Genomic DNA, 20,948 nt, shown 5'->3' with positions numbered 1-20,948 from the left:
TTACATAAGTAATTTATATATGTTCTTGACTCCTGCTAACCAATCCGCGACCATGGGTTACGCCACAGCACCGTGCACTCGCTCGGACCGCTCGGCAACAGATACGTCCCCGGTCGAAGGAGCCCTGGCAAAACATGAAATCTGCCACCCACCAGTCCGCGTCACCGCGGCAGCAACATCGCTCATCCATTGCGGGACTAGCTCTCGTTGCGATTACCGCCGCGTCCCTCGTCGTAGCCGCTCCCGCCGGCGCCACCGAGAAGGGGTCCGACTGGAAGAACGAAAACAAGGCCTTCGTGCAACGCGATGGAAGCTCTCTGACCCTCGATGGCGAGCAATTCCGCGCTAGCGGAACCAACATCTACTGGCTCGGTCTCGATGAAAACGTCGGCGGAGTCGACTACCCGACGTTCTTCCGGATCAAGGACGCACTGGATACCGCCGCTGTGATGGGCATCACCGTGGTGCGTTCGCACATGACCACGTCCACCAGTCAGGACAATGCAGATCCGCTGGCGCTCATGCCTAAACTCGGTCAGTACAACGATGAGGCCTTCCGCACCATTGACTTTGCCGTGGCCTACGCCGGAACACTGGGCATCCGCTTGGTGCTACCTCTGACCGACGAGTGGGAGTATTACCACGGAGGCCACCGCGATTTCACAACTCCGCTCGGGCTTAACGCAGACCAGTTCTACTCTGACCCATCCGCCATCGCCGCCTACCAGGACTACGTAGACCACATCCTGACGCACACCAACTCGATCACCGGTACACGCTTCGTTGACGACCCGACGATCATGGCCTGGGAGCTCGGCAACGAACTCGAGGGAATGACCCTCGATTGGATCAACAGCCAGGTCGCCCATATTAAGGATCGGGCTCCGCAGCAGCTCGTCGCAGCGGGTCGCCGCTTCGACATTGACCCGGACACCCTCGCGGCCCCCGGCCTCGACATCGTTGACGTTCACTACTACCCTCCAACGGCCGAGCGTGTCTCCGCCGACGCCGCAGTCGTTGCTGCCGCCGGCAAGATTTACATCGCGGGCGAGTACGCCTCCACGGCCGCCACCGGAGAACTCCTGGATGCCGCGGCCGCCGATCCGAACGTCTCTGGCATGTTCTTTTGGTCGCTCTTCGGCAACAACGACCGCGGCGGCCAGGTCCAGCACGACGACGGATTCACCCTTCACTATCCGGGAGACTCGGAGCGGGCGAAAGAAAACGTCGCCGCCATCCAGCACTACAGCGCCGCGACAGGAAGCGAGCCGGGTCGTCTCAAAGTCGGCATTCCTCTCATAACCACAATCGATCAGAATTACGGTATCAACGTGGTCGCCTGGCGCGGGACAGCGGGTGCTGCCGGATACATCGTGCAGCGTTCAACCGACGGGGGAAAATGGGCCGACGTGACTGACGGGCCGGTGTCCGCCTCAGCGTCACCCGTCACCGATTACGAATCTCCGGATGGTGCCGCCTACCGGGTGATCCCGGTCGACGCCAATGACCGACGCCGGACTGCCTCCGACGCGGTCGCGGCACCCAATGAAGGAGCTGTCCTCGTCGACCCGCTTGAAAGCTGGTCACTTACTTCCACACACGACGGGACCGACATCCTCGCCACACCTGCCGGCGGCGTTGCCGCAGGCACAAAGGGCGGCACCGCCAGCATCACCTGGGAGAGCGATGGTCTCCTCAGCGCGACGTTCAAGGTCACCGATTCTAAATCTGTCGTCGTGTCCACGAGCGTCGATGGAGTCAACTGGACTGACGTTCCTACCAAAAACGTGGTGCGAGCAGGGCACCGCTTCGTGATCGCGAACGGTCTCTCCGGAGACGCCGTTCGCCTGAGCTGGAAGGGCAACGGCAAGGTTGAACGCGCCACCATCACTAGCGCAGCAGTGACTATCGCATTGTTCGACCCCCTGAACGACTTCTCGAAGACTGCGCAACACAACGGGAACCTCTCGTTCGACAGCAGCAACCCGACATCATTCGGCGGCGATACCTCACGGGTGAAACGCGACAGCAGTAACCTGGCAAGTCTCTCCTGGGCGTTTGATGACATCAGCGGCGCCGACATCGACGCGTGGTATTGGCCCGACCAAGCCGTGGCCGCGCTCACGGTCGAGGGCTCCGCCGATGGGTCTACCTGGACAACTCTGCAAACGCAGACGCGCGCCGGTGTTGGAAATTGGAAGCCCTACACCTACAGTGTCGAGGACTTGACGGGCGTCAACCATCTCCGAGTTTCCTGGCCCCAGTTCGCGGGCGAAATCTGGACCCCCCAGATTGGCTCGGTCAGTATCTACTCTCCCAACGCAGCATCACTGACTGCACCCGGAGCGGTGGAGCTCGGAACTCCCGCAGCCGCCGCGGCATCGGTCACCGCCACACCAGCCTTCTCTTGGGAATCCGCCGTCTCCGCCGCCTACTACCGGTTCGAGCTCTGGAAGACAAACGCCCCCGGTACGCCCGTTACGTCCGCAACCGGCTTAACCGCGACGGGATATTGGCCGGCTCTCGAGCTGGACCCGGAGACCACCTACTCATGGCAGGTGACCGCGGTGAATGGCGCCGGATCGACAGCGTCAGAACGGCGCGACTTCTTTACCGCAGCCCTACCCACTGAACCCACAGTTGTCGACGACTTCGACGACTACGCAGCTGATTCGGACCTGCAGGCCGCTTACGTCCGAAATGCTGGTGGCGGCGCAATCAACCTCTCGCTCACCGCGAACGACGCCAACGGCACCAGGGCTGCTCAGTTCGATTACGATCTGGGTACCGCGGGCTACGCCGGCACTGTAAAGACCTTTAGCGGCGCACAAAACTGGTGGGGATACTCCGGTCTAACCCTGAACATCGATGCCGACGTCAGCAACTCCCTCTCAGTGCAGTTCGTCGCGAACGGCGCCTACTGGGAAGCGTCTGTGACGCCACTGACTAACGGACCACAGACAGTCAATATCCCCTTCACTGACTTCGCGCCACCGTCGTGGGCACCACAGGCCGATCTTGACCTCACCTCCGTCACCCAGTTCGCGCTGTATATCAACGGGACTGGCACGGGAACCATGACTATCGACGACATCACCACCGTCGTGGTCGCCCACTAACACCAACCTGCTTCTACCCCTCTGTACATCAATCCGAACGCCCCGGCGCCGATGACGGCGACGGCCAACCAAGGAGAATCATCGTGCAACACACGCCACACACCCGACGAAACGCACTGATGGGCGCTACGGCCATCGCTGTGACGGCCGCACTTGCCCTTACCGGATGCACCGGCAACTCCGCAGCCAACGACTCTGGAGAACCGGCCGGCGAGATCACCGTGCTCACCAACCGCACCGACCTCGTTGACACCACCTTCGCCGACTATGCCGAGACCTTCGAGAAGAAGTATCCGGGTACCACGGTGAAGTTCGAGGCTCTCACCGATTACGAGGGCGACACGAAGATCCGCCTCAACTCCAAGGATTTCGGCGACGTTCTGCTCATCCCCAGCTCAAACGTCACCAAAGACAAGTTCGCGAACTACTTTGAGCCTCTCGGCTCGACTGAAGACCTGGCAAAGAAGTACCGCTTCACCAACGAAGGCTCCTTCGACGGCACCGCCTACGGCATCTCCACCTTCGGCTCAGCGATGGGCTACGTTTTTAACCGCGATGTCTGGGCAGATGCTGGCATAACAAGTCCCCCAACGACGGAGGCCGAATACCTGGCGGCTCTGAAGAAAATCAAGGACAACGGCGTCACTCCTTACTACACCAACTACAAGGACGGCTGGCCACTGGCCACGATCGAGGGCAATCTCGGAACCGTTCAGGGCGCCGACGTGCGCAGCCAGATGATCGCTGACGATGCCCCCTGGACGGAAGGTAACGACCAGTTCAACATCGACGGTCTGCTCTTTGACACGGTCGCGGCTGGCCTCAGCGAGGATGACCCCACCACTACCAACTGGGAGGAATCCAAAGACCTCCTCGCCACCGGCAAGATCGGTTCGATGGTTCTTGGTTCGTGGGCCGTCGCGCAGATGCAGGATGCGGCAGAAAAGGCCGGCGAATCGCGCGACCTCATTGGCTTCTGGCCGATGCCCTGGGCGCAGGACGGCACGTTCACCTCGGTGACCGCGTCCGACAAATTCCTCGCGATCAACAAGAACTCCGAGAACAAGGCCACTGCCCGTGCCTGGGTCGACTGGTTCACAGATGAGTCCGGATTCGCCGCGAGCCAGGGCGCGATCAGTCCCGTCATCGACGCCGCTGCTCCCGATACCCTCTCCGACTTCACCGAGATCGGCGTTGAGTACCTCGAGCTCGCTCCGGACCCGGTCGGCAAAGAGGCCGTCATCACCGATATCGCCAACGAGGCCGAGATCGACCTCTTCGGCAACTCCTACCGCCAGGGGCTCATTGACGCCGCCCGCGGCGCGGGAGACGGCGACAAGAAGTCACTATTCGATGACTTGAACGAGCGCTGGGCTACCGCCCGCGCCGCCGTCGTCGAATAAACGACTCGACGGGCGGTCCGCCTAGCAGCGGGCCGCCCGTTTCCTCCCACCTTCAACCGCATCCCCCGAAGATGCCGAAAGGATCGACATGTCGATCACCGACACTCCTTCCCTCGAGGTGGGAGCCAGCAAACGGATCCGGCCGGAACGCAAACAGCGGCTGGCCGGCCGACGGATCACGCCGTGGCTGTTCCTGGCAGTCCCGCTTGCGTTCCTCATCGTTCTCACCTACATCCCCGTCGCGAATATGTTCTGGTACAGCGTCACTGACTGGGACGGCCTTGATCCAGAGAAAAGCTTGGTCGGGCTCGACAACTACATCAAAATCTTCACTGAACCGGAGATCTTCCGCGTCTTCTTGGTCAGCCTCTTCTACCTTGCCGGTGCCATCGCCCAACTCGGCTTAGCGCTGTTCTTCGCGGCCCTGCTGAGCTTTCAGACACGGTTCCGTAACTTCTTTAAGGGCGTTATCTTCTTCCCATACCTGATCAACGGTGTCGCGATCGGGCTGATGTTTCTGTACTTTTTCCGTCCTGACGGGACGCTTGACGCCGTCCTCGGCGCTTTCGGCGTGCAGAACACCCCGCAGTGGCTTGGCGATCCGTCGGTTGTCAACACGTCGCTGGCTGCGACCTCAGTGTGGCGATACATGGGGTTGAACTTCGTACTTTTCCTCGGCGCCATCCAATCCGTTCCTGCGGAGCAGTACGAAGCGGCTGATCTGGACGGGGCGAACTCTTGGGACAAGTTCCGGTACATCATCGTGCCGAGCATCCGGCGCATCCTGGGCCTGTCGTTCATTCTCGCCATCGCGGGTGCCCTCTCGGCGTTCGAAATGCCCTACATCATGACCGGCGGTGCCAACGGTTCTGAGACGTTCGTCATCCAAACCGTCGACACCGCATTCCGCTACTCCAAGGTAGGTCTCGCCTCGGCGATGGCTGTTGTCCTCCTCGCAATTGTCCTCATCATTACCGCAGTGCAACGACGCGTCTTCCCCGACGAGAAAGCGGGCCAGGAATGACCAGCACCCAGCCCAGCCCAGTGGACGCCACGGGACTGCCCGTGACGGACCACGCAATCGCAGCGTCTGGGAGTTCGGGTACGAAGAGCCCCCGTCGGCGACGCCGTGCAGGTGGATTTTTCGGCCGGCTTGGCAAGTACGCGTCCCTGGTCATCGCCTGCCTGTTCGCGCTAATTCCGATCGTGACGATATTCATGCTCGCCTTCAAGACGTCTGCGGAGTATCGGAGCACGGGTCCCCTCGTTCCCCCGAGCAACTGGTTCAACTTCGACAACTTCGTCATCGCCTTCACCCAGGGCGACATGATCACCGGATTCGTGAACACGGCAATCATCCTCGTGATCTCGATCACTGGCACTGTGCTCATCGGTACCATGGCTGCGTACGCTATCGACCGGTTCCGATTCCGCGGCCGGTCCCTGGTCACCGCACTGTTTCTGCTCGCGACCCTCGTCCCGTCCGTTACCACCCAGGTGGCGACCTTCCAGGTCATCAACGCCCTCGATCTTTTCAACACCCGATGGTCGGCCATCCTTCTGTTCACCGGCACTGATATCGTCGCGATCTACATTTTCCTGCAGTTCATGCAGTCGATCCCGATCTCCCTCGATGAGGCCGCCACGCTCGACGGTGCCAGTCGATTCACCGTGTACTGGAAAATCATCCTGCCGCTGCTAAGACCCGCCGTTGCCACGGTCGTGATTATCAAGGGCATTGCCGTCTACAACGAGTTCTACATCCCCTTCCTCTATATGCCCTCACGGGATCTTGGCGTGATTTCCACGTCCCTCTTCCGATTCATGGGCCCATTCGGGGCGCAGTGGGAAGTCATCGCCGCCGGAACCATCCTCGTCATCGTTCCCACGCTCATCGCCTTTCTCTTCCTTCAGCGTTTCATCTACAACGGACTCACCTCAGGAGCAACAAAGTGACCGACACCATCACCGATCCGACTCTCATAAGCGCGGCCGTGCGCCCCCTGCACGACGGCTGGAGCGTCCGCGCGCAGCGCGGCCCCATCCCTTCCTCGGTAGCCAGAAAGTCATTCCCCGCAACTGTCCCAGGACTGGTACACACCGATCTGCTTGCCGCGAACCTGATCCCCGACCCCTACCTCGATCAGAACGAGAAGAAGGTGACCTGGATCGGCGAAAGCGACTGGGAATACACCACAACATTCGAGTGGACTGCCGACGGGCACGACCGCCACGAGTTGGTCTTCGAGGGACTGGACACTATCGCCACGGTAACCCTCAACGGTCATCAGATCGCTACCACCCGCAACCAGCACCGCACCTACCGCCTCGCGATTGATGAACTTCTCATCGATGGACCGAACGAGCTTTCCGTGTTCTTCGCCTCCCCCGTTGCTGAAGCCGACCGGGCCAGCCTCGAAATCGGCTACCGGCCGCACACCTACACCCACCCCTTCAACGCCATCCGCAAGGCCGCCTGTAACTTCGGCTGGGACTGGGGATTGGATGCGGCATCCGTCGGCATCTGGAAGCCCGTATCTCTGCACGCCTGGAGCACCGCACGGTTGGCGACGGTGCGACCCGTGGTGGTCGTCGACGAGTCAACCGGGCGAGTCAGCGTGAACGTGGCCATCGACCGCACCTCCGACGAACCAGTCGTCCTCACGGCAAGCATCGCCGGGGAGAGGTCCTCAGCCACCATCCCCGCTGGCAGCACGACAGCAACAGTCGAGATTGCCATCGCCAACGTTGATCTGTGGTGGCCACGCGGATTCGGAGACCAGCCCCTGTATGACCTCGCCGTGGACGCGAGCGTGAGCGGCGCCTCCGTCGACACCTGGACCACCCGGATCGGCTTCCGCACCATCGAAGTGCAACTTGAGCCAGACGCTGAAGGTTCCTCCTTCCGATTTGTCGTGAACGGCGAACCGGTATGGATCCGAGGCGCGAACTGGATCCCGGACGACGCCTTCATCACCCGCGTCGACCGCGCCCGCCTGGCACGGCGAATGGACCAGGCGGAATTCGCCAACATGAACCTGCTGCGCATCTGGGGTGGCGGCTACTTCGAGTCCGACGACTTCTACGAACTTTGCGACGAGCGCGGCATCCTGGTCTGGCAGGACTTCCTGTTTGCCTGCGCCTCTTACGCCGAGGAGGAGCCGCTGTGGAGCGAGGTCGAAGCTGAAGTCCGCGACAACGTGACTCGGATCATGCCACACGCGAGCCTGGCTCTCTGGAACGGCAACAACGAGAACATCTGGGGCTACGAGGAATGGGGATGGGCCAAGCGCCTGCAGGGACGCACCTGGGGGCTGGGCTACTACCTCGACCTCCTCCCCCGCCTCGTCTCCGAACTCGACCCCGGCCGCGCCTACACGCCTGGAAGCCCCTGGTCGGGCGACCCGGAAATTTTTGCCAACGACTACAACCACGGATCAGTGCACCTGTGGGAGCTGTGGAACAGAGTTGACTACCCGGCCTACCGCGACATCCACTCCCGATTCGTCGCTGAGTTCGGCTGGCAAGGCCCGGCATCCTGGTCGAGCATCCAACGGTCGATTTCTGACAACCCCCTCACCCCGGAGTCGCCCGGCATGATCCATCACCAAAAGGCGACGGACGGCAACGACAAGCTCACCGACGGCCTCGTCGCGCACCTACCCCTTCCGGACAACACCGAGGACTGGCACTGGGCCATGTCCCTCAACCAGGCGCTCGCAGTCACCCTCGCAATCGAGCACATGCGATCAGAGAGTCCTCGGTGCATGGGCTCTATCGTGTGGCAGCTCAACGACTGCTGGCCGGTCACGTCCTGGGCCGCCATCGACGGTTACGGTGTCGCCAAACCGCTGCTCTACGCGCTCAAGCACGTCTACCAGGACCGCCTTCTGACCGTCCAGCCACGCGCAGACTCTCTCGCAACCGTCGCCGTCAACGACAGCGCCGAGGACTGGGATGGTGAGTACGTGATCCGTCGCCTACGGTTCGACGGGACCGTCCTTGCCGAGAACCGGCAGGACGTGCACGTCGACGCGCGTTCCGCAGCGACGATCGCGATCGATGAGGAGACCGGCACACCTGGAGACGTTAACGATGAGCTGTTGGTCGTCGACTTCGGTGACACGCGTGCATTCTGGTTCTTCGCCGAGTATCGCGACTCCGCCCTCGAAGCCGCCCGCCTGTCGACCACAGTCAAGACGGTCGACGGAGGTGTGGACGTCACGGTGACAGCGGACAACCTCGTCCGCGACATCACTCTGCTGATCGACAAGGTCGACCCCCAGGCAGTCGTAGACGATCAGCTCGTCACCCTGCTCCCGGGCGAGTCCGTCACCTTACATGTCACTACTGACCGCCCAATCGATTTTCGCCAACTGGTGTCAGACCGGGTACTTCGCACCGCCAACCAGCTCGTGGCGGACTGGGCTTAGTTCACCGTCACACACGAGGCCTGACGGATGCCCCCATCCGCCGGGCCTCGTGTGCCCGGATGCGTTACAAACCTAAGGAACACCAATGCCCAACTCACTCGCGCTTGCAATCGATATCGGCGGGACCAAGATCGAGACTGCTCTTGTCGACGATGACGGACACATCGTCGCCCAGAGCAGGCACCGCGTCCCGACCGGCCGGGATATGGATTCACACGGCCTCGGCCTTGCACTAGAGGGCTGCGTGATGGCCTCCACTGCGAAGTCGGGCGGCACGGTGATCGTCGGTGTCGGGATCGGATCCGCAGGCCCCGTCGATCTCGCCGCAGGAATGATCCTTCCGAAAAACCTGCCTCTTCTCCGCGGCTTCCCAGTCCGCTCGTTCGTCGAAGACCTCGTCCCCGACCGTCCTGTCGAGTTGTGCCTCGACGGCACGTGCCTCGCCCTCGCCGAACACTGGATTGGTGCGACCCGCGGGACCTCATCGTCCATGAGCATTGTTGTGTCGACCGGTGTCGGCGGCGGCATCATGTTGGACGGCCGGATAGTCTTCGGCCGCTCCGGCAACGCTGGCCACATCGGGCAGATTCACCTTGACCGCTCGGACGACGGGACCTCGGACGGCGGAACACTCGAAGGGATCGCCTCCGGACTCAGAAGCGTTGACTGGGCTAGGAGGCACGGGTGGTCAGGGCAGACCGGTGAGGACCTTGGACGTTCAGCAGGCGCCGGCGACGCCATTGCTATCGCCGCGGTTCAGCGTTCGGCAGCAGCCGTGGGACGCGCTATTGCGAACGTCGCCACACTCCTTGACCTTGAGGCAGTGGCAATTGGCGGAGGGTTCTCCCATGTGTCCCCCTCCTACCTGGACATAGTCCGCGGATCGGCGCGCGACCATGCGGTGTTCGACTACTCCCGCGACGTCGCGATCCTCTCGTCAGGCTTAGGCAGCGACGGCCCCCTGATCGGCGCTGCGGCCCTCATCCACCGACCACATTTGATCGGTCACCCTGGCGAGGTCACGCTAGCCTCAACCCTCTGACTCTCCGCCATCCATCCCTGGGTAGGTTCTGACATCCCACGACCGGTCACCAACAACATGCGGAGCACCATGGCACCCTTTTGTGAGATCCGACCCGACCAGCTCCTTCGCTCGGCCCTGCGTCCGGCGGCCGGACGCATAATGGTCGCAGCGTCAGCCTTTGTTGTGAAAGAAAGCCCTCTGTGGCTCCTTCCTCTTGTAACGGCGGCAGTCGTCGACGCCCTAGTTGACCAGAAGGCACCAGACGCGCTGATCCTGCCGGCCGCCGTCGGGGCGGCCACCATCATTGCGAACATCGCCGCCAACAACATCTACGTCCGACTGTATTCGTCCGCGGTGCGTTCGATGGGCTCTCGGCTCCGGGAAGCGCTGGCGGTGCGCCTTCAACTCATGTCTTTCGAATACCACGCCCGCGGCAGCGCGTCGATCGTGCAAACGAAGGTAGTACGCGACGTTGAAAACTTGGAGCTGATGCTTCAACAGGCATCCGGCCCGCTTCTGAATGCCATAACCATCCTCATCGGCGCGGGTGTCGTAACCGCAGCGCGAGTGCCTCAATTTCTGGGGGTGTTCGCACTAACCATCCCCCTTGCAGCCGCTCTCATCATCTGGTTGCGACGCCGAACAGCCGAGAGCAACGCTTCGTTCCGACGCGACGTCGAGACCATGTCCTCGACCGTGGGAGAGATGTCCTCCCTGTTGGAAATCACTCGAGCCCACGGTCTCGAAGGCGTGTCCGTGGGGCGAGTCGTAGATGCCGCACGCCGTGTCGAGACTGCGGGAGTCGCCCTGGATCGGCTCAACGGCCGTTTCGGCGCATTGTCATGGAGTAGCTACCAGCTCATCACCCTGGGGAGCCTATTCGGAGCAGCCATCGTCGCCATGACCGGTCTCCTTCCGATCACCGTAGGCGAAGTTGTCCTCCTCAGCTCCTACTTCGCTCTACTCACTGGATCCATCTCCGGCGCGTTCCAAACCGCGCCTATTATCACCCGAGGGCTGGAATCCCGGCGATCCATAGCTGAGGTCCTGACCGAACCGGACATCGAGGACAACGAGGGAAAGATGGTCGTCCTCGCTACCTCCGGTCGGATCGACTTCGAATCGGTCACCTTCCGCTATGGCGAACACAATGTTCTCACCAATGTGAGCCTTCAGATCCGGCCGGGAGAGACGGTAGCGTTCGTCGGTCCTTCCGGGTCGGGAAAATCCACCCTCACACGTATCGCCCTCGGGTTGCTGCGGCCAACCGACGGCCGCGTATTTCTCGATGGGCTCGACGTCAGCACGCTCGACATGCGCACCGCCCGCCGTTTCATCTCCGTTGTCCCTCAGGAGCCCGTCCTGTTCAGAGGCACCATCAGAGACAACGTTCTTTACGGACTGCCCGAGACGAGCGACACACGGCTCGAGGATGCGCTTCTCGCCGCCAACGCACAATTCGTCCTCGACTTGCCAGAGGGATGGCACACGCCCGTTGGAGAGCGCGGCGCACAGCTTTCCGGCGGTCAGCGACAGCGGTTAGCAATTGCGCGCGCGCTGATCCGTAATCCGCGACTGCTGATTCTGGACGAGGCGACCGCCTCTCTCGACCCAAAAACGGAAGCCGAAGTCCGTGATGCCCTCGAACGCCTTCGTCACGGGCGGACCACCCTTATCGTCGCGCACCGGCTCAGCACCATCCGTGACGCGGACCGCATCGTAGTTCTCGACGCCGGCCGCATCGTCGAAGTGGGCACCCACCAACAGCTCCTTTCCGCGGGTGGAGCTTACGCAGAGATGTCGGCCGCGGCCTAACTAATCTTCCTCGAACCGAATTGCACAAGCAGGGAGGCCCCAGCCTGAGACCTCAACCGGTGCGCCTGTCAGCGCAGAATCACCTCACCCTGGTTCAGAAAACGCGGATGAAAGTAGGTACTCTATATCGCCGCATTCGTGTTGTTCCCGCATAGCTGCTCAGACCACATCACGAAGTAAGACCAGCGTGTCTGGCTCTAAAGCAAGGCACTATCCGGAACCTTCCCCATTTCCGCGATCGCCGCATAGAGGCCGGCCGCAGCCAGCACATCGCCATCGCCGTGGATGAAGTAGGGCTGTCTCCCGTCTTCCATCTTGCTGCCACTCGTAGTAGCCGGGCATAGGCACCAGGCACCGTTGGCTGGCAAACGGGCTGCGGAACATGCCGTTGCTGGCCACCGATTCCAGGCGTGCGTTGATGGGGGCCGGGCCTCCCGGCTTTGCCCAGCCTCGCTTCAATCCCCACGAGGCCAGGTCCACGTCCCGCTGCACTGTTTCATCACGGGTCCATTCCCGCACGATAGGTGCCGGGTCGGTGGGCGCAACACTGTACGAGGGCTTCCAGTCGGCGGCGTTGGCGCCGGTGGCGTCGAAGAGGCTCAGCAGCTCGTCTGTCGTATTGGGAACCACGTATCTGCCGCACATGCAGTTGAAACTAGCTCTCCCCCGGCTTCGTCAGCAATGGGATCAACCCGGCGCTGTCTGGGTAGTGCGAGGACGGCCAACGTCACACGAAGCGAACGAATCCGCACTCCAGGCAGCATCAGAAAGGGCCTTCATCGGTGCCCAAGATCACCATACGGACCAAGCATCGTTGACAGTTCGGCACACCCAGGTCGTCGTCCATGCCGGTCACACTACGCGCACATCACCCGCCAGCATCTGAGCAGCCGATGCGCTCTCGTTCTGGATCTACAACGAGATCTGGTGCTGGTACATCCCCACCCACGGCGACGACCTCGCCGAACTACGCTCAACCCTGTGGCGCCAACGAATAAATGCCATCTCCGGCCTGCAGCGCCTCACCCCACAAATCGTGGACGCCCTCATCCACCCGCCCCCGAGCCGCCTGACCTACCGGGAGAGTGCGAAAGTCCGCGGTCGGCGTCACCGTTCTTGCACCGTGTAGTAAAAACCAGACCATCAGGAGTTCCGCTATTTTGGAAGCCGCCGCGCTGGAAAGTGTGAAGTCAGTTGTTAATCAGTAGGACGTTGAAATGACCTTGGCAGGAGAGGTCACGTTCACACCCTGCGGGGACCTTGGTCGGGTACGCACGCTCCGAATTCGAAGGGACCACACCTTGACGCGCCCCCTGATCCGACTCCTGTCCATTCCGGCCTTTGCGATAGTACTGGCGGCGTCTGCACCGGCCCAGGCCCAGGCCGCCCCGCCCGATCAGGGCGCCGATGCCGCCAACCCGCGCGCGTCGAATTCCGCGACCCTGCTGTATTTTAACGACGCCCACGAGATCGGACCGGTACTCTCCGGCGGACAGGACCGCGGCGGTGTCGCCCGTCTCTCCGCTGCGATCGACACGGTGCGTGAGGACAATCCAGCGACATCCGTCGTCTTCGGCGGCGATCTGGCCGGAGGCACGCTCTTCGGCGGGCTTTACAAGGGGTTCCCGATGGTCGACGCCTTCAACAAGATCGGCGTAGACCTCGCGAATTTCGGCCAGCACGACTTCGACTTCGGGATCGATATCGCCCGCGAGCTCGTTGCCGCGTCGGAGTTTCCGTGGATCACCTCCAACCTGGTCGACGCTGAGGGCGAGCCGTTCGTGGCGGGAGGCACGTGGGAGGTCCAGCGCATCGGCAAGGTGCGAGTGGGCTTCATCGGCCTGACCGACGCCATCGATACGACCTTGGCCAGCGACCAGCTCGACGAGACCGATCCCGTCGAAGCCGCACGGGCCGCCGTGGCTGACATGACAGCGACAGAGAAGGTGGACGTCGTGGTGGCAGTGACTCAGCACTCGATGGACGACAACCGGGTGTTGGCGCAGGCCGTACCGGAGATCGATGCCATCTTCGGCGAGGAGATGGCTGAGTACGAGTCCGTCATCTCCTACTCCGGCGCGGTCCCTCTGATGGCTCCCGAGGGGAACATCGGCTCGCTCATCCGGCTCGACATCACCAAAGAGGGCGGCGAGTACATCGTCGCCCCGTCCGTGATCGAGGTGGACCACACGGTCACCCCGGACCCGAGTCTGCGCCAGCTCGAGAAGTTCTACGAGGCCGATATGGCGGCCAACCTCTCCACGGTCCTCGCCACTGTCCAGACCCCGCTGCTCAACCCTGAGAACGCCGCCCGCCGCCAGGAAACAGCTCTCGGCAACTGGGTTGCGGATGCCTTCCGCGCGTACCACGGCACCCAGATCGGGTGGATGAATGGTGGTGGCCTGCGCGCAGAGGCACCAGGGCCGGACTTCACCACGCGGGACGCGTACTCCATCGCACCCTTCGATAACAAAGTCATGGTCGTGCAGGCGTCCGGGGCCGGGATCGTCGCAGCACTCGAGCAGGGCGTTGGACACGTGGACATTCTGGGAGGCGGCTTCCCCCAGGTGTCGGGGATTTCCTACTCCTACTCCCCCAGTGCTGCCGTCGGCTCACGCGTCAGCGACGTCCGGGTCGCCGGGGAACCAATCGACGTCGGATCCACGTACTCGGTGGCGGTAACAAACTACGTCGTCGGTGGCGGCGACGGCGTCGCCGGGTTCTCGGGAGGATCAGTGCTGGTCCCAGCTTCGGGAGCGCCAAGCGACGCGGAGGCGATCATGGCCCACGCAAAGTCGCTCGGCGTCGTCGACGCGACGACGGAGGGACGGATCACCGTCCTGCCGTAAGACCGACGCCGAAATCGGCGGCCTCGCGCACGGCGTTCATCAAGGAAGCTCACTACCGCGAGGGCTGGCTCGTGACCAGCGCGCACCCGTTGGCATCAGTCGCCTATGCGATTCTTCGTCAAGCCTGGAAATCGGGCGAGACCACAAACTTCGTTTGGGAAGATCTCACCGTCTGAGGGATAGACCGTCCCGATAAGGGTTCCGAAATGGCACCCCGCCGGTCAACGTCGGCTCGGAGCCCTGGCGGCGAATTCCGTGCCAATGAAGCGTTCGTCTTACGAGCTGCTCCGGATGTTCCCTCCTGGCGAAGCAATCGACGGCATATTTCCCCGAACGACCTCGCGGTCGTAGGCTCGCGCTGAGTAGGGCACTCAGGTGTCCGCGAATCGAGGGCGGGGTCGAAATGGAATTCAGTGCTCTTTTTTGGTGGAACTTCTGGGTGGTAGTCCAGGTTCTCGTTGTGGTTGGGGTCTTCGTGGCTCTGGGGCTTTTCATCCGCTGGGGGCGGCGCAAGAGCGCCATTCTTGAGGCGAGCCAACCCACGGAAGGTCACGGGCCCGCTGCCGGTAAGTAGCGAGTGCAAGTCCCCCACAGGAGGTTCCGGAGACGCATCTTCACTGGGGCCCTATCTTGAAGTATCCAAACGAACGGAACCGTGGTGGACAGTCCAGCCGCACTTGCAGTCGCTCTCGCATCCGTCGTCGCCGTCCTCTACCTCGCTGCGATCGCGTACGCCATCGTCCAGATTGCGCGAACCCGCGACCTGTCCGAGGTGGAGAAGGCCCTCTGGATGATCGCCGTCGTATTCGCGCCTCTGCTCGGCGCGCTCGTTTGGTACCTCGCCGGGCCACACCCATTCGGCCTTCGACTCACACACAAGGTTCGGTAGACCTCGACCTTCATTTCTCTTCGCGGAGGGGGTTGGGTGACTGCCCACGGGGCAGGAAGGGCGTTGTAGCGCGAACAACCTCTGTGAAACTCCTTGTATCCGAATGCGCCGGCAACGGCCGCCTGACCGGTAGGTTCGAGCGCATGCGATTCGCTCTGCGTCAGACATCGGCACTAGTGCTGGCTGGGGTGATCGTGCTCTGCTCCAGCGGCTGTGGCAGCGCCCCGAATCCGAGCATTGAATCGCAAGCTTCAACGCCAACGCCAACGCCCACCTCAACGCCTTCAACGTCTCCGACGACGGAGACGAGCCAAAACAATTCCGCCGGAATGAGCGGATTCGAGCGGCAACTCCCGCTTGCAGGGCAATTCGTGACTCAATGGACCGAGACCGTCGGCTCCGTTGAGATCGAACGTCGCAGCGATGGCACTGTCTGGGCGACCCTCAGCGACTTCAGCACGGGAGCCTCTCCGAACTTGAGGCTCTACCTCAATGAAGGGGAGCTGGTCAAGAACACTGATAGCGCCTGGACCACCGATGGCGGCCTCAGTTATGACATCTCCACCGTCAGGGCATCAGCCAGTACGCAAGAGATCGAGATTCGGGGAAGCCAACACATGGACGAGATTCACAGCGTCACAATTTTCGACTACACAGGTCCCGACTATCTACATTTTGGCTCGGCCCCACTCGGGTAGCGCACTATCTATCCGGCGACACTGCAGTCGCTCCCGTATCCGTTGTCGCCGTCCTTTACGTCTCAGCGGCGCCTCGGCGTGCGGAATTCATGCCAGGTCGCCCAATCGCGCCGCGATGCTGTTGTCGTCCCCGGCTCGACGCTCATAGGTGACGGCGATGATGAGCAGCACGGCGCCGACGACGGCCAGCGTGATCCACCACGGCACCGATTCGATGCCGCGGCCGATCTGCGCCACGAACACGAAGATGTTCTCGATGGGCAGCACGATAATGCCCAGCAGGAAGGGTGCCGCGAGTTTCCGGCTCGAGCCGACGAGAATGGCGACGAGCGCAATCGCGATCACGAGGATGGCCCGCCAGGTCTGGGGGTCGGTGAAAGTCGCGAGGATCGAGGCCAGGAACATCACGCCGAGCCCGGGGGCGAGCAGCGGCCACGAGCCGTGCCAGCGGGCGGGCCAGCTACTGAGCGTGCCGCGCTGGGTGTCAGCTGTATCCCGTTGCCTGCCGCGAATGGCGGCAACGCCGGCGAAGAGTAGGAAAAGGCCCAGGGGCAGCGAGAACCACTCGACTCGCAAGTCACGCGGACTCCAAGCCACGATCGCAGTGACGAACGCGAGCGTGAAGATGAACCAAACGGGAGGCAGGCTTGTCCGCCCGTTTCGCAGCCGCACCGCGACAATGACCATGGCGGCGAGGTAGGCGACCATGAGCGACCACATCAGCCAGATCGTGAACCAGTCTCGTTCGATGGCCGTCCAGGTAGCGAGCCCGACGTACAGGGCGGCGGGGGCATAAAGCCAGCGAGCAGACAGGCGACCGAAAGACCACCCTCGGATGCGCGCCGGTTGAGATATCTCGGCATGGGACAAGATGGCCCGCGCCGCTGCGGCAGCTGGCACGGCGCCGGCCAGGCCAATCCCGAGACACACCACGACCAACGGTATTCCTGCGATCTGGACCACGTCGGCACCGACGCCGAAGCGCACGCCCTGGATAGCCCCGGCAGCCCCGGCGATGATCGCGACCGCGTGGGTCGGCGTGCAGAGTGTGCGCAGCCGTTCGGCGCGAGGCGACACGCACCGGTCGAGCAGCAGGCCGAGCCCGAGCAGCACCCACGACGCGGCGACCAGCCCGAAGCCGCGCCATGCTGCACCGACGGTTTCACCTGCCTCCGACACCGCCAGTACCACCAAGGTCGGCACGACGGCGACGAGGAGCCCGCCGGTGTACAGCGGCACGCCTTGTGCGCCGCGCGCGGTGAGGAGCAGGCCGATGGTCGTGGCTGCGAGGCTCGGCGGGAGCAGGTATGGCTCGAGCAGGCCGATACCGATCAGAGCCCACACACACCACAAGGCTCCCGTGAGGCAGGCAGCCGCGGTCCACCATCCGTAGCGGCGCTTCGCCCAGAACGATGTCGCCGCTGCGCCGAGGGCGAGGATGATGAGCACGAGGAATGTCGTCGGCAAGCCAGCCGCCACCCGAATGAGCGCGAGCCCGACGGCGATTACGCCGGTGAGCATGGCAGACACCTCGAGGGCGATCCGCGCGACCGTGGCGTCCGGTTCGCCGATGCCGCGTCGCTTGAGGGCCGAGCGAATCACCCCAGTGCTCGGGAGCGCGAGAGCGACGATCGCTGCGATGACCGGCAGCGTCACGGGTGAGGCGCTGCCCACAAGCACCTGGGCGCCGAGGCATACGACGACGACGGCCAGGGACGGGATGAGCAGGCCCGCGGCAATCGCGCGCAGCACGATGCCGAGTCCGGGCCGGCGGGAAACGAGGAGGGTCATCGCAAGCAGGAACATGATGCCGGTTGAGAGAGCGGTCCAGCCACTGCGCTCGAAGACCACCTGGATCACGCCGATCACAAAGGGCACGGATGTCACGACCAGGATCGAGTACCAGGCTGCGGGTTTTACTTGCGGAAGGGCGGTCGCGACGATTGCGCCGATCAGCCCGATCGACGTGGTGAGGCACAGGAGCGCGATCGTGCCGATGCCGAGCTGTCCGAGCGCTGTCGCCACGACCACGAGGGCGTAGGCGTAGCCGACAGCGACGTGGAGAAAACGAGTCCCGGCGGGCACGGGTCGCGCGAGCGCGATGATGGCCGTGACGACTGCGATGCCCGCCCACGCCGCGAGGCGAACGTCGGTCCACGAGATGATGCCGGCGAGAAGGACCGCCACATGAGCCGCGAGGATCAGGGGAAGGCGAAAGCGGAGCGAAGCCGCCCGGATGCCCGGGACGAGAACGAGCGCGGCGCTCGTGGCCACCGCGAGCCCAAGGGCGATCGCGATTTGAGCCCAGGGCAAGAGGCCGGGGGCACAGACGACCACGAGCCCTGAGAGCGCCGCCAGCCAGATAGCGAGCGCTGCGCCCCCGTTCGCGAGGGGCGCCTGGGCGATGTCCCGGTGCAGGGTGATTGCGGCGAAGACCCCGAAGCCAATGGCACCGGCGGCGAGGCCGAGCACGACCGCGAGCACGCCCCCTGTGTCAATCACTGAGGCGACGAGATCGGAGCCGTTGAAGGAACCAAGCACCTTCGCGGCGCCGATCAGCAGCGCCACGAGCACCGTCGCCAGGACACTGACCACGGCCATCCCGAACGCGCCGCCGGTGAACCGTCGCCGCTCGATCGTCGCCGGGGTCGGGGCCAGGGCGCCGAGGACGATGAGTCCTGCGGCGCCCGCGACAGCGATGAAGGCGAAGTACCACTGCTCGGCGCCATGGGCCCCGAGGTCGAGGGCGAATGGCAGCCCGGTGAATGCGGCGACGCCGGCAGCCCCGGCGACGAAGCTCCAGAGACCGCGTGCGAGATAGCGGCTGGCGAGGCCGGCGAGCACCGCAATCGCGGCAAGGATGGCGCAGATCCCGAGCCAGTATCCCGTGGTGCTGTCGGCCTCGATCAGTCTCGCCTGAGCGAGCACGATTGCGACGGCGACCACCTGCACCACCGAAAGCGTCACCTGTTCCGCCCGGAGGCGCCCGTCGAATCTGCGTGCCGTGGCGCGGACGAGTGCGACGAGTGCGAGAGCGACGAATGCGGTGCCGAGGTGTCCGATGACCGCCGACAACACGGTGCCGCCCGCGTACCCGAGCATCGAAGGCACCACGGAAAGGCCGAGCAGGGAGATCCAGAGCCAGGTCCGGATGCGCACCACCCGCGACAGTGCCACCATGACCGAGCCGCTGGCGAGTGTGCCGACCGCAGTGAACACCCACGGGCTGAGGCCGCTCACGGTCAGTTCGGAAAGCGCGTACACGTCGAGGGCGACGAACAGCATTCCAAGCGCACCGACGGCCTCGGCTGAGAACTGCAGCCTGCGCCGCGCGAGCAGCCAGGCGCCGCCCAGGAACAAGAGTGTGATGAGGCCGACGATCACGCTGCGCAGCGCACGATCGCTGAGGTCGGGGTTGAAGAAGGTGAAGACGATCGCCGAGATCGCGAACAGCCCGGCACCCGCTACCGCCAGCACCGACTGAACTGTGGCGCTCGAGCGCGGATCAGCGGCAGCTGGGCTGGCTGCGGCGGGCGCAGCGAGGGCGGCAGATGCTGGCGGAGTCGCCGCCGGCGACGGTTCGGTTGCACTGGCTCCAGACGGCTCGGCGAGCAAGCGCGGCACACGCTCGAGCACCGCCTGCCGCGCTCGCAGGGCGGTGGCCGCGTCCCGGGAGGCGCTCCAGAGTTCGAGGCCGATTCTCCCGTTGAGGTCGGCGCCGCAGTTGCGGCAGCGCCTGTTCTGCAGGGCATCGACCCCGCAGGACGGGCAGGACGCATCGTCCAGAAGACGCGCGACGGCGATGTCGCTCCACTGGCTCATCGGGGCAGGCGTGCTCACGAGGCTTCCGCCGCATCGCTCGTTCGCGCCGGGTTGTGCGGATCCGAGGCATCTGGCCCCGAGTCGTCCGGCACCCAGATGAGGATGTCGCCGGGCTGGCACTCGAGTACGCGGCAGATCGCGTCGAGGGTCGAGAAGCGCACCGCTTTGGCCCGGCCGTTCTTGAGCACAGATACGTTCACCGGCGTGATGTCAATCGCGGCCGCGAAGTCAGCGACGGACATCTTCTTCTTGGCGAGTTCGACGTCGAGGTTGATGACGATGGGCATCAGACCACCTCCGACAGGTCCTGCTGCAGTTGTCGCGCGTTTCGCAGGAGTCCCCGGAGCACCAGGATCAGCAGAGCGAGTCCTGCGCCGACGACGACGCCGAGTGCGCACAGCAGCATCACCGATGGGGAGGCGACATTCGCCGATGCGAGGGTGGCCATCGACACCCCGATGAGAAGGGTCGCTAGGACCATGGCGCAGAGGATGACGTCGACCCATAAGAACGCGTTGTCGCTGAAGATGACGGACGTGCGCACCATTGACAGGAGCCGCCACACGCACACGAGCACGACCTGCACGCAGAGCAGGAAGAGCACGGCAACGATGATGCCCGGCGTCTGGAGATAGCCGAGGTCTGCGTAGGTCTCGGCGGACTGCCGTGCCACACCGGGGACCATGAATAGCTGGCAGGCCAGGAGAAGGACGATCATCGCGACGATGAGGGCCTTCAACGAGTCGATGGTTGCCTTGTGCATGTGAGTCCTATCGATAATCGGTGCTCTGCTATCGACAAACGATACATCCTGCCTGCGCTGAATGGAAGCCACGGCACCCTGCGGCTTAACCGCAACGCGAGAAGGCGTAACCGTCGACGCCGTGGAGGTGTCC

Annotated in this window: 14 protein-coding genes; 10 read left to right on the top strand and 4 right to left on the bottom strand. The window is 63.3% G+C overall.

All coding sequences use genetic code 11. The annotated features are described in order from the left end of the window. The first annotated feature begins 134 nt into the window (after positions 1 to 134). From E3O54_RS14355 to E3O54_RS14325, 7 genes are all read left to right on the top strand, one after another. Positions 135 to 3,119 (top strand): carbohydrate binding domain-containing protein, encoded by a 2,985-nt coding sequence (locus tag E3O54_RS14355; protein ID WP_134401890.1) that lies wholly within the window; start codon positions 135 to 137, stop codon positions 3,117 to 3,119. Between the two features lie 83 nt (positions 3,120 to 3,202). Beyond that, positions 3,203 to 4,522: an ABC transporter substrate-binding protein gene (locus E3O54_RS14350; RefSeq protein WP_241976919.1), complete on the top strand. Its 1,320-nt coding sequence runs from the start codon at positions 3,203 to 3,205 to the stop codon at positions 4,520 to 4,522. A gap of 88 nt (positions 4,523 to 4,610) precedes the next feature. Continuing rightward, positions 4,611 to 5,546, top strand: coding sequence for a carbohydrate ABC transporter permease (locus E3O54_RS14345; protein ID WP_134343074.1), 936 nt, complete (start codon positions 4,611 to 4,613; stop codon positions 5,544 to 5,546). Continuing rightward, complete coding sequence (locus tag E3O54_RS14340) at positions 5,543 to 6,478, top strand: carbohydrate ABC transporter permease (RefSeq protein ID WP_134343075.1); 936 nt, start codon at positions 5,543 to 5,545, stop codon at positions 6,476 to 6,478. Before E3O54_RS14345 ends, E3O54_RS14340 begins: the two co-directional genes overlap by 4 nt. Next, positions 6,475 to 8,955 (top strand): glycoside hydrolase family 2 protein, encoded by a 2,481-nt coding sequence (locus tag E3O54_RS14335; protein WP_241976918.1) that lies wholly within the window; start codon positions 6,475 to 6,477, stop codon positions 8,953 to 8,955. Before E3O54_RS14340 ends, E3O54_RS14335 begins: the two co-directional genes overlap by 4 nt. Positions 8,956 to 9,040: 85 nt before the next feature. Next, positions 9,041 to 9,997: an ROK family protein gene (locus E3O54_RS14330; protein WP_134401889.1), complete on the top strand. Its 957-nt coding sequence runs from the start codon at positions 9,041 to 9,043 to the stop codon at positions 9,995 to 9,997. Between the two features lie 141 nt (positions 9,998 to 10,138). Continuing rightward, positions 10,139 to 11,794 (top strand): ABC transporter ATP-binding protein, encoded by a 1,656-nt coding sequence (locus tag E3O54_RS14325; RefSeq protein ID WP_198411497.1) that lies wholly within the window; start codon positions 10,139 to 10,141, stop codon positions 11,792 to 11,794. A 210-nt stretch (positions 11,795 to 12,004) separates the two neighbouring features. Here the strand turns inward: E3O54_RS14325 and E3O54_RS17400 are convergent, their stop codons facing one another. After that, complete coding sequence (locus tag E3O54_RS17400; RefSeq protein WP_134401887.1) at positions 12,005 to 12,439, bottom strand: SOS response-associated peptidase; 435 nt, start codon at positions 12,437 to 12,439, stop codon at positions 12,005 to 12,007. Between the two features lie 656 nt (positions 12,440 to 13,095). Here E3O54_RS17400 and E3O54_RS14310 point away from each other — a divergent pair. From E3O54_RS14310 to E3O54_RS14295, 3 genes are all read left to right on the top strand, one after another. Further along, on the top strand, positions 13,096 to 14,643 hold the full coding sequence (locus E3O54_RS14310; RefSeq protein ID WP_134343079.1) for a bifunctional UDP-sugar hydrolase/5'-nucleotidase: 1,548 nt from the start codon (positions 13,096 to 13,098) through the stop codon (positions 14,641 to 14,643). 655 nt (positions 14,644 to 15,298) lie between these two features. Continuing rightward, on the top strand, positions 15,299 to 15,532 hold the full coding sequence (locus tag E3O54_RS14300; protein ID WP_158250188.1) for a PLDc N-terminal domain-containing protein: 234 nt from the start codon (positions 15,299 to 15,301) through the stop codon (positions 15,530 to 15,532). Positions 15,533 to 15,861: 329 nt separating this feature from the next. Continuing rightward, on the top strand, positions 15,862 to 16,230 hold the full coding sequence (locus E3O54_RS14295; RefSeq protein ID WP_134374923.1) for a DM13 domain-containing protein: 369 nt from the start codon (positions 15,862 to 15,864) through the stop codon (positions 16,228 to 16,230). An 87-nt stretch (positions 16,231 to 16,317) separates the two neighbouring features. On the opposite strand, the gene E3O54_RS14290 is transcribed toward E3O54_RS14295, so the two are convergent. Genes E3O54_RS14290 through E3O54_RS14280 form a run of 3 tightly spaced genes read right to left on the bottom strand, consistent with a single transcriptional unit; the run spans position 16,318 to position 20,815 of the window. Then, on the bottom strand, positions 16,318 to 20,070 hold the full coding sequence (locus tag E3O54_RS14290) for an SCO7613 C-terminal domain-containing membrane protein (RefSeq protein WP_134401886.1): 3,753 nt from the start codon (positions 20,068 to 20,070) through the stop codon (positions 16,318 to 16,320). Then, entirely contained in the window at positions 20,067 to 20,339 is a 273-nt protein-coding gene (locus E3O54_RS14285) for a helix-turn-helix transcriptional regulator (RefSeq protein ID WP_104099214.1), read from the bottom strand. Before E3O54_RS14285 ends, E3O54_RS14290 begins: the two co-directional genes overlap by 4 nt. After that, complete coding sequence (locus tag E3O54_RS14280; protein WP_134401885.1) at positions 20,339 to 20,815, bottom strand: DUF2975 domain-containing protein; 477 nt, start codon at positions 20,813 to 20,815, stop codon at positions 20,339 to 20,341. The genes E3O54_RS14285 and E3O54_RS14280 overlap by 1 nt, the downstream gene beginning before the upstream one ends. Positions 20,816 to 20,948 lie beyond the last annotated feature (133 nt).

This window comes from Cryobacterium sp. TMT2-4 (assembly GCF_004402575.1).
In the GTDB taxonomy this organism is placed as follows: Bacteria; Actinomycetota; Actinomycetes; order Actinomycetales; family Microbacteriaceae; genus Cryobacterium; species Cryobacterium sandaracinum.
This window is presented reverse-complemented; position numbering and strand designations above follow the sequence as displayed.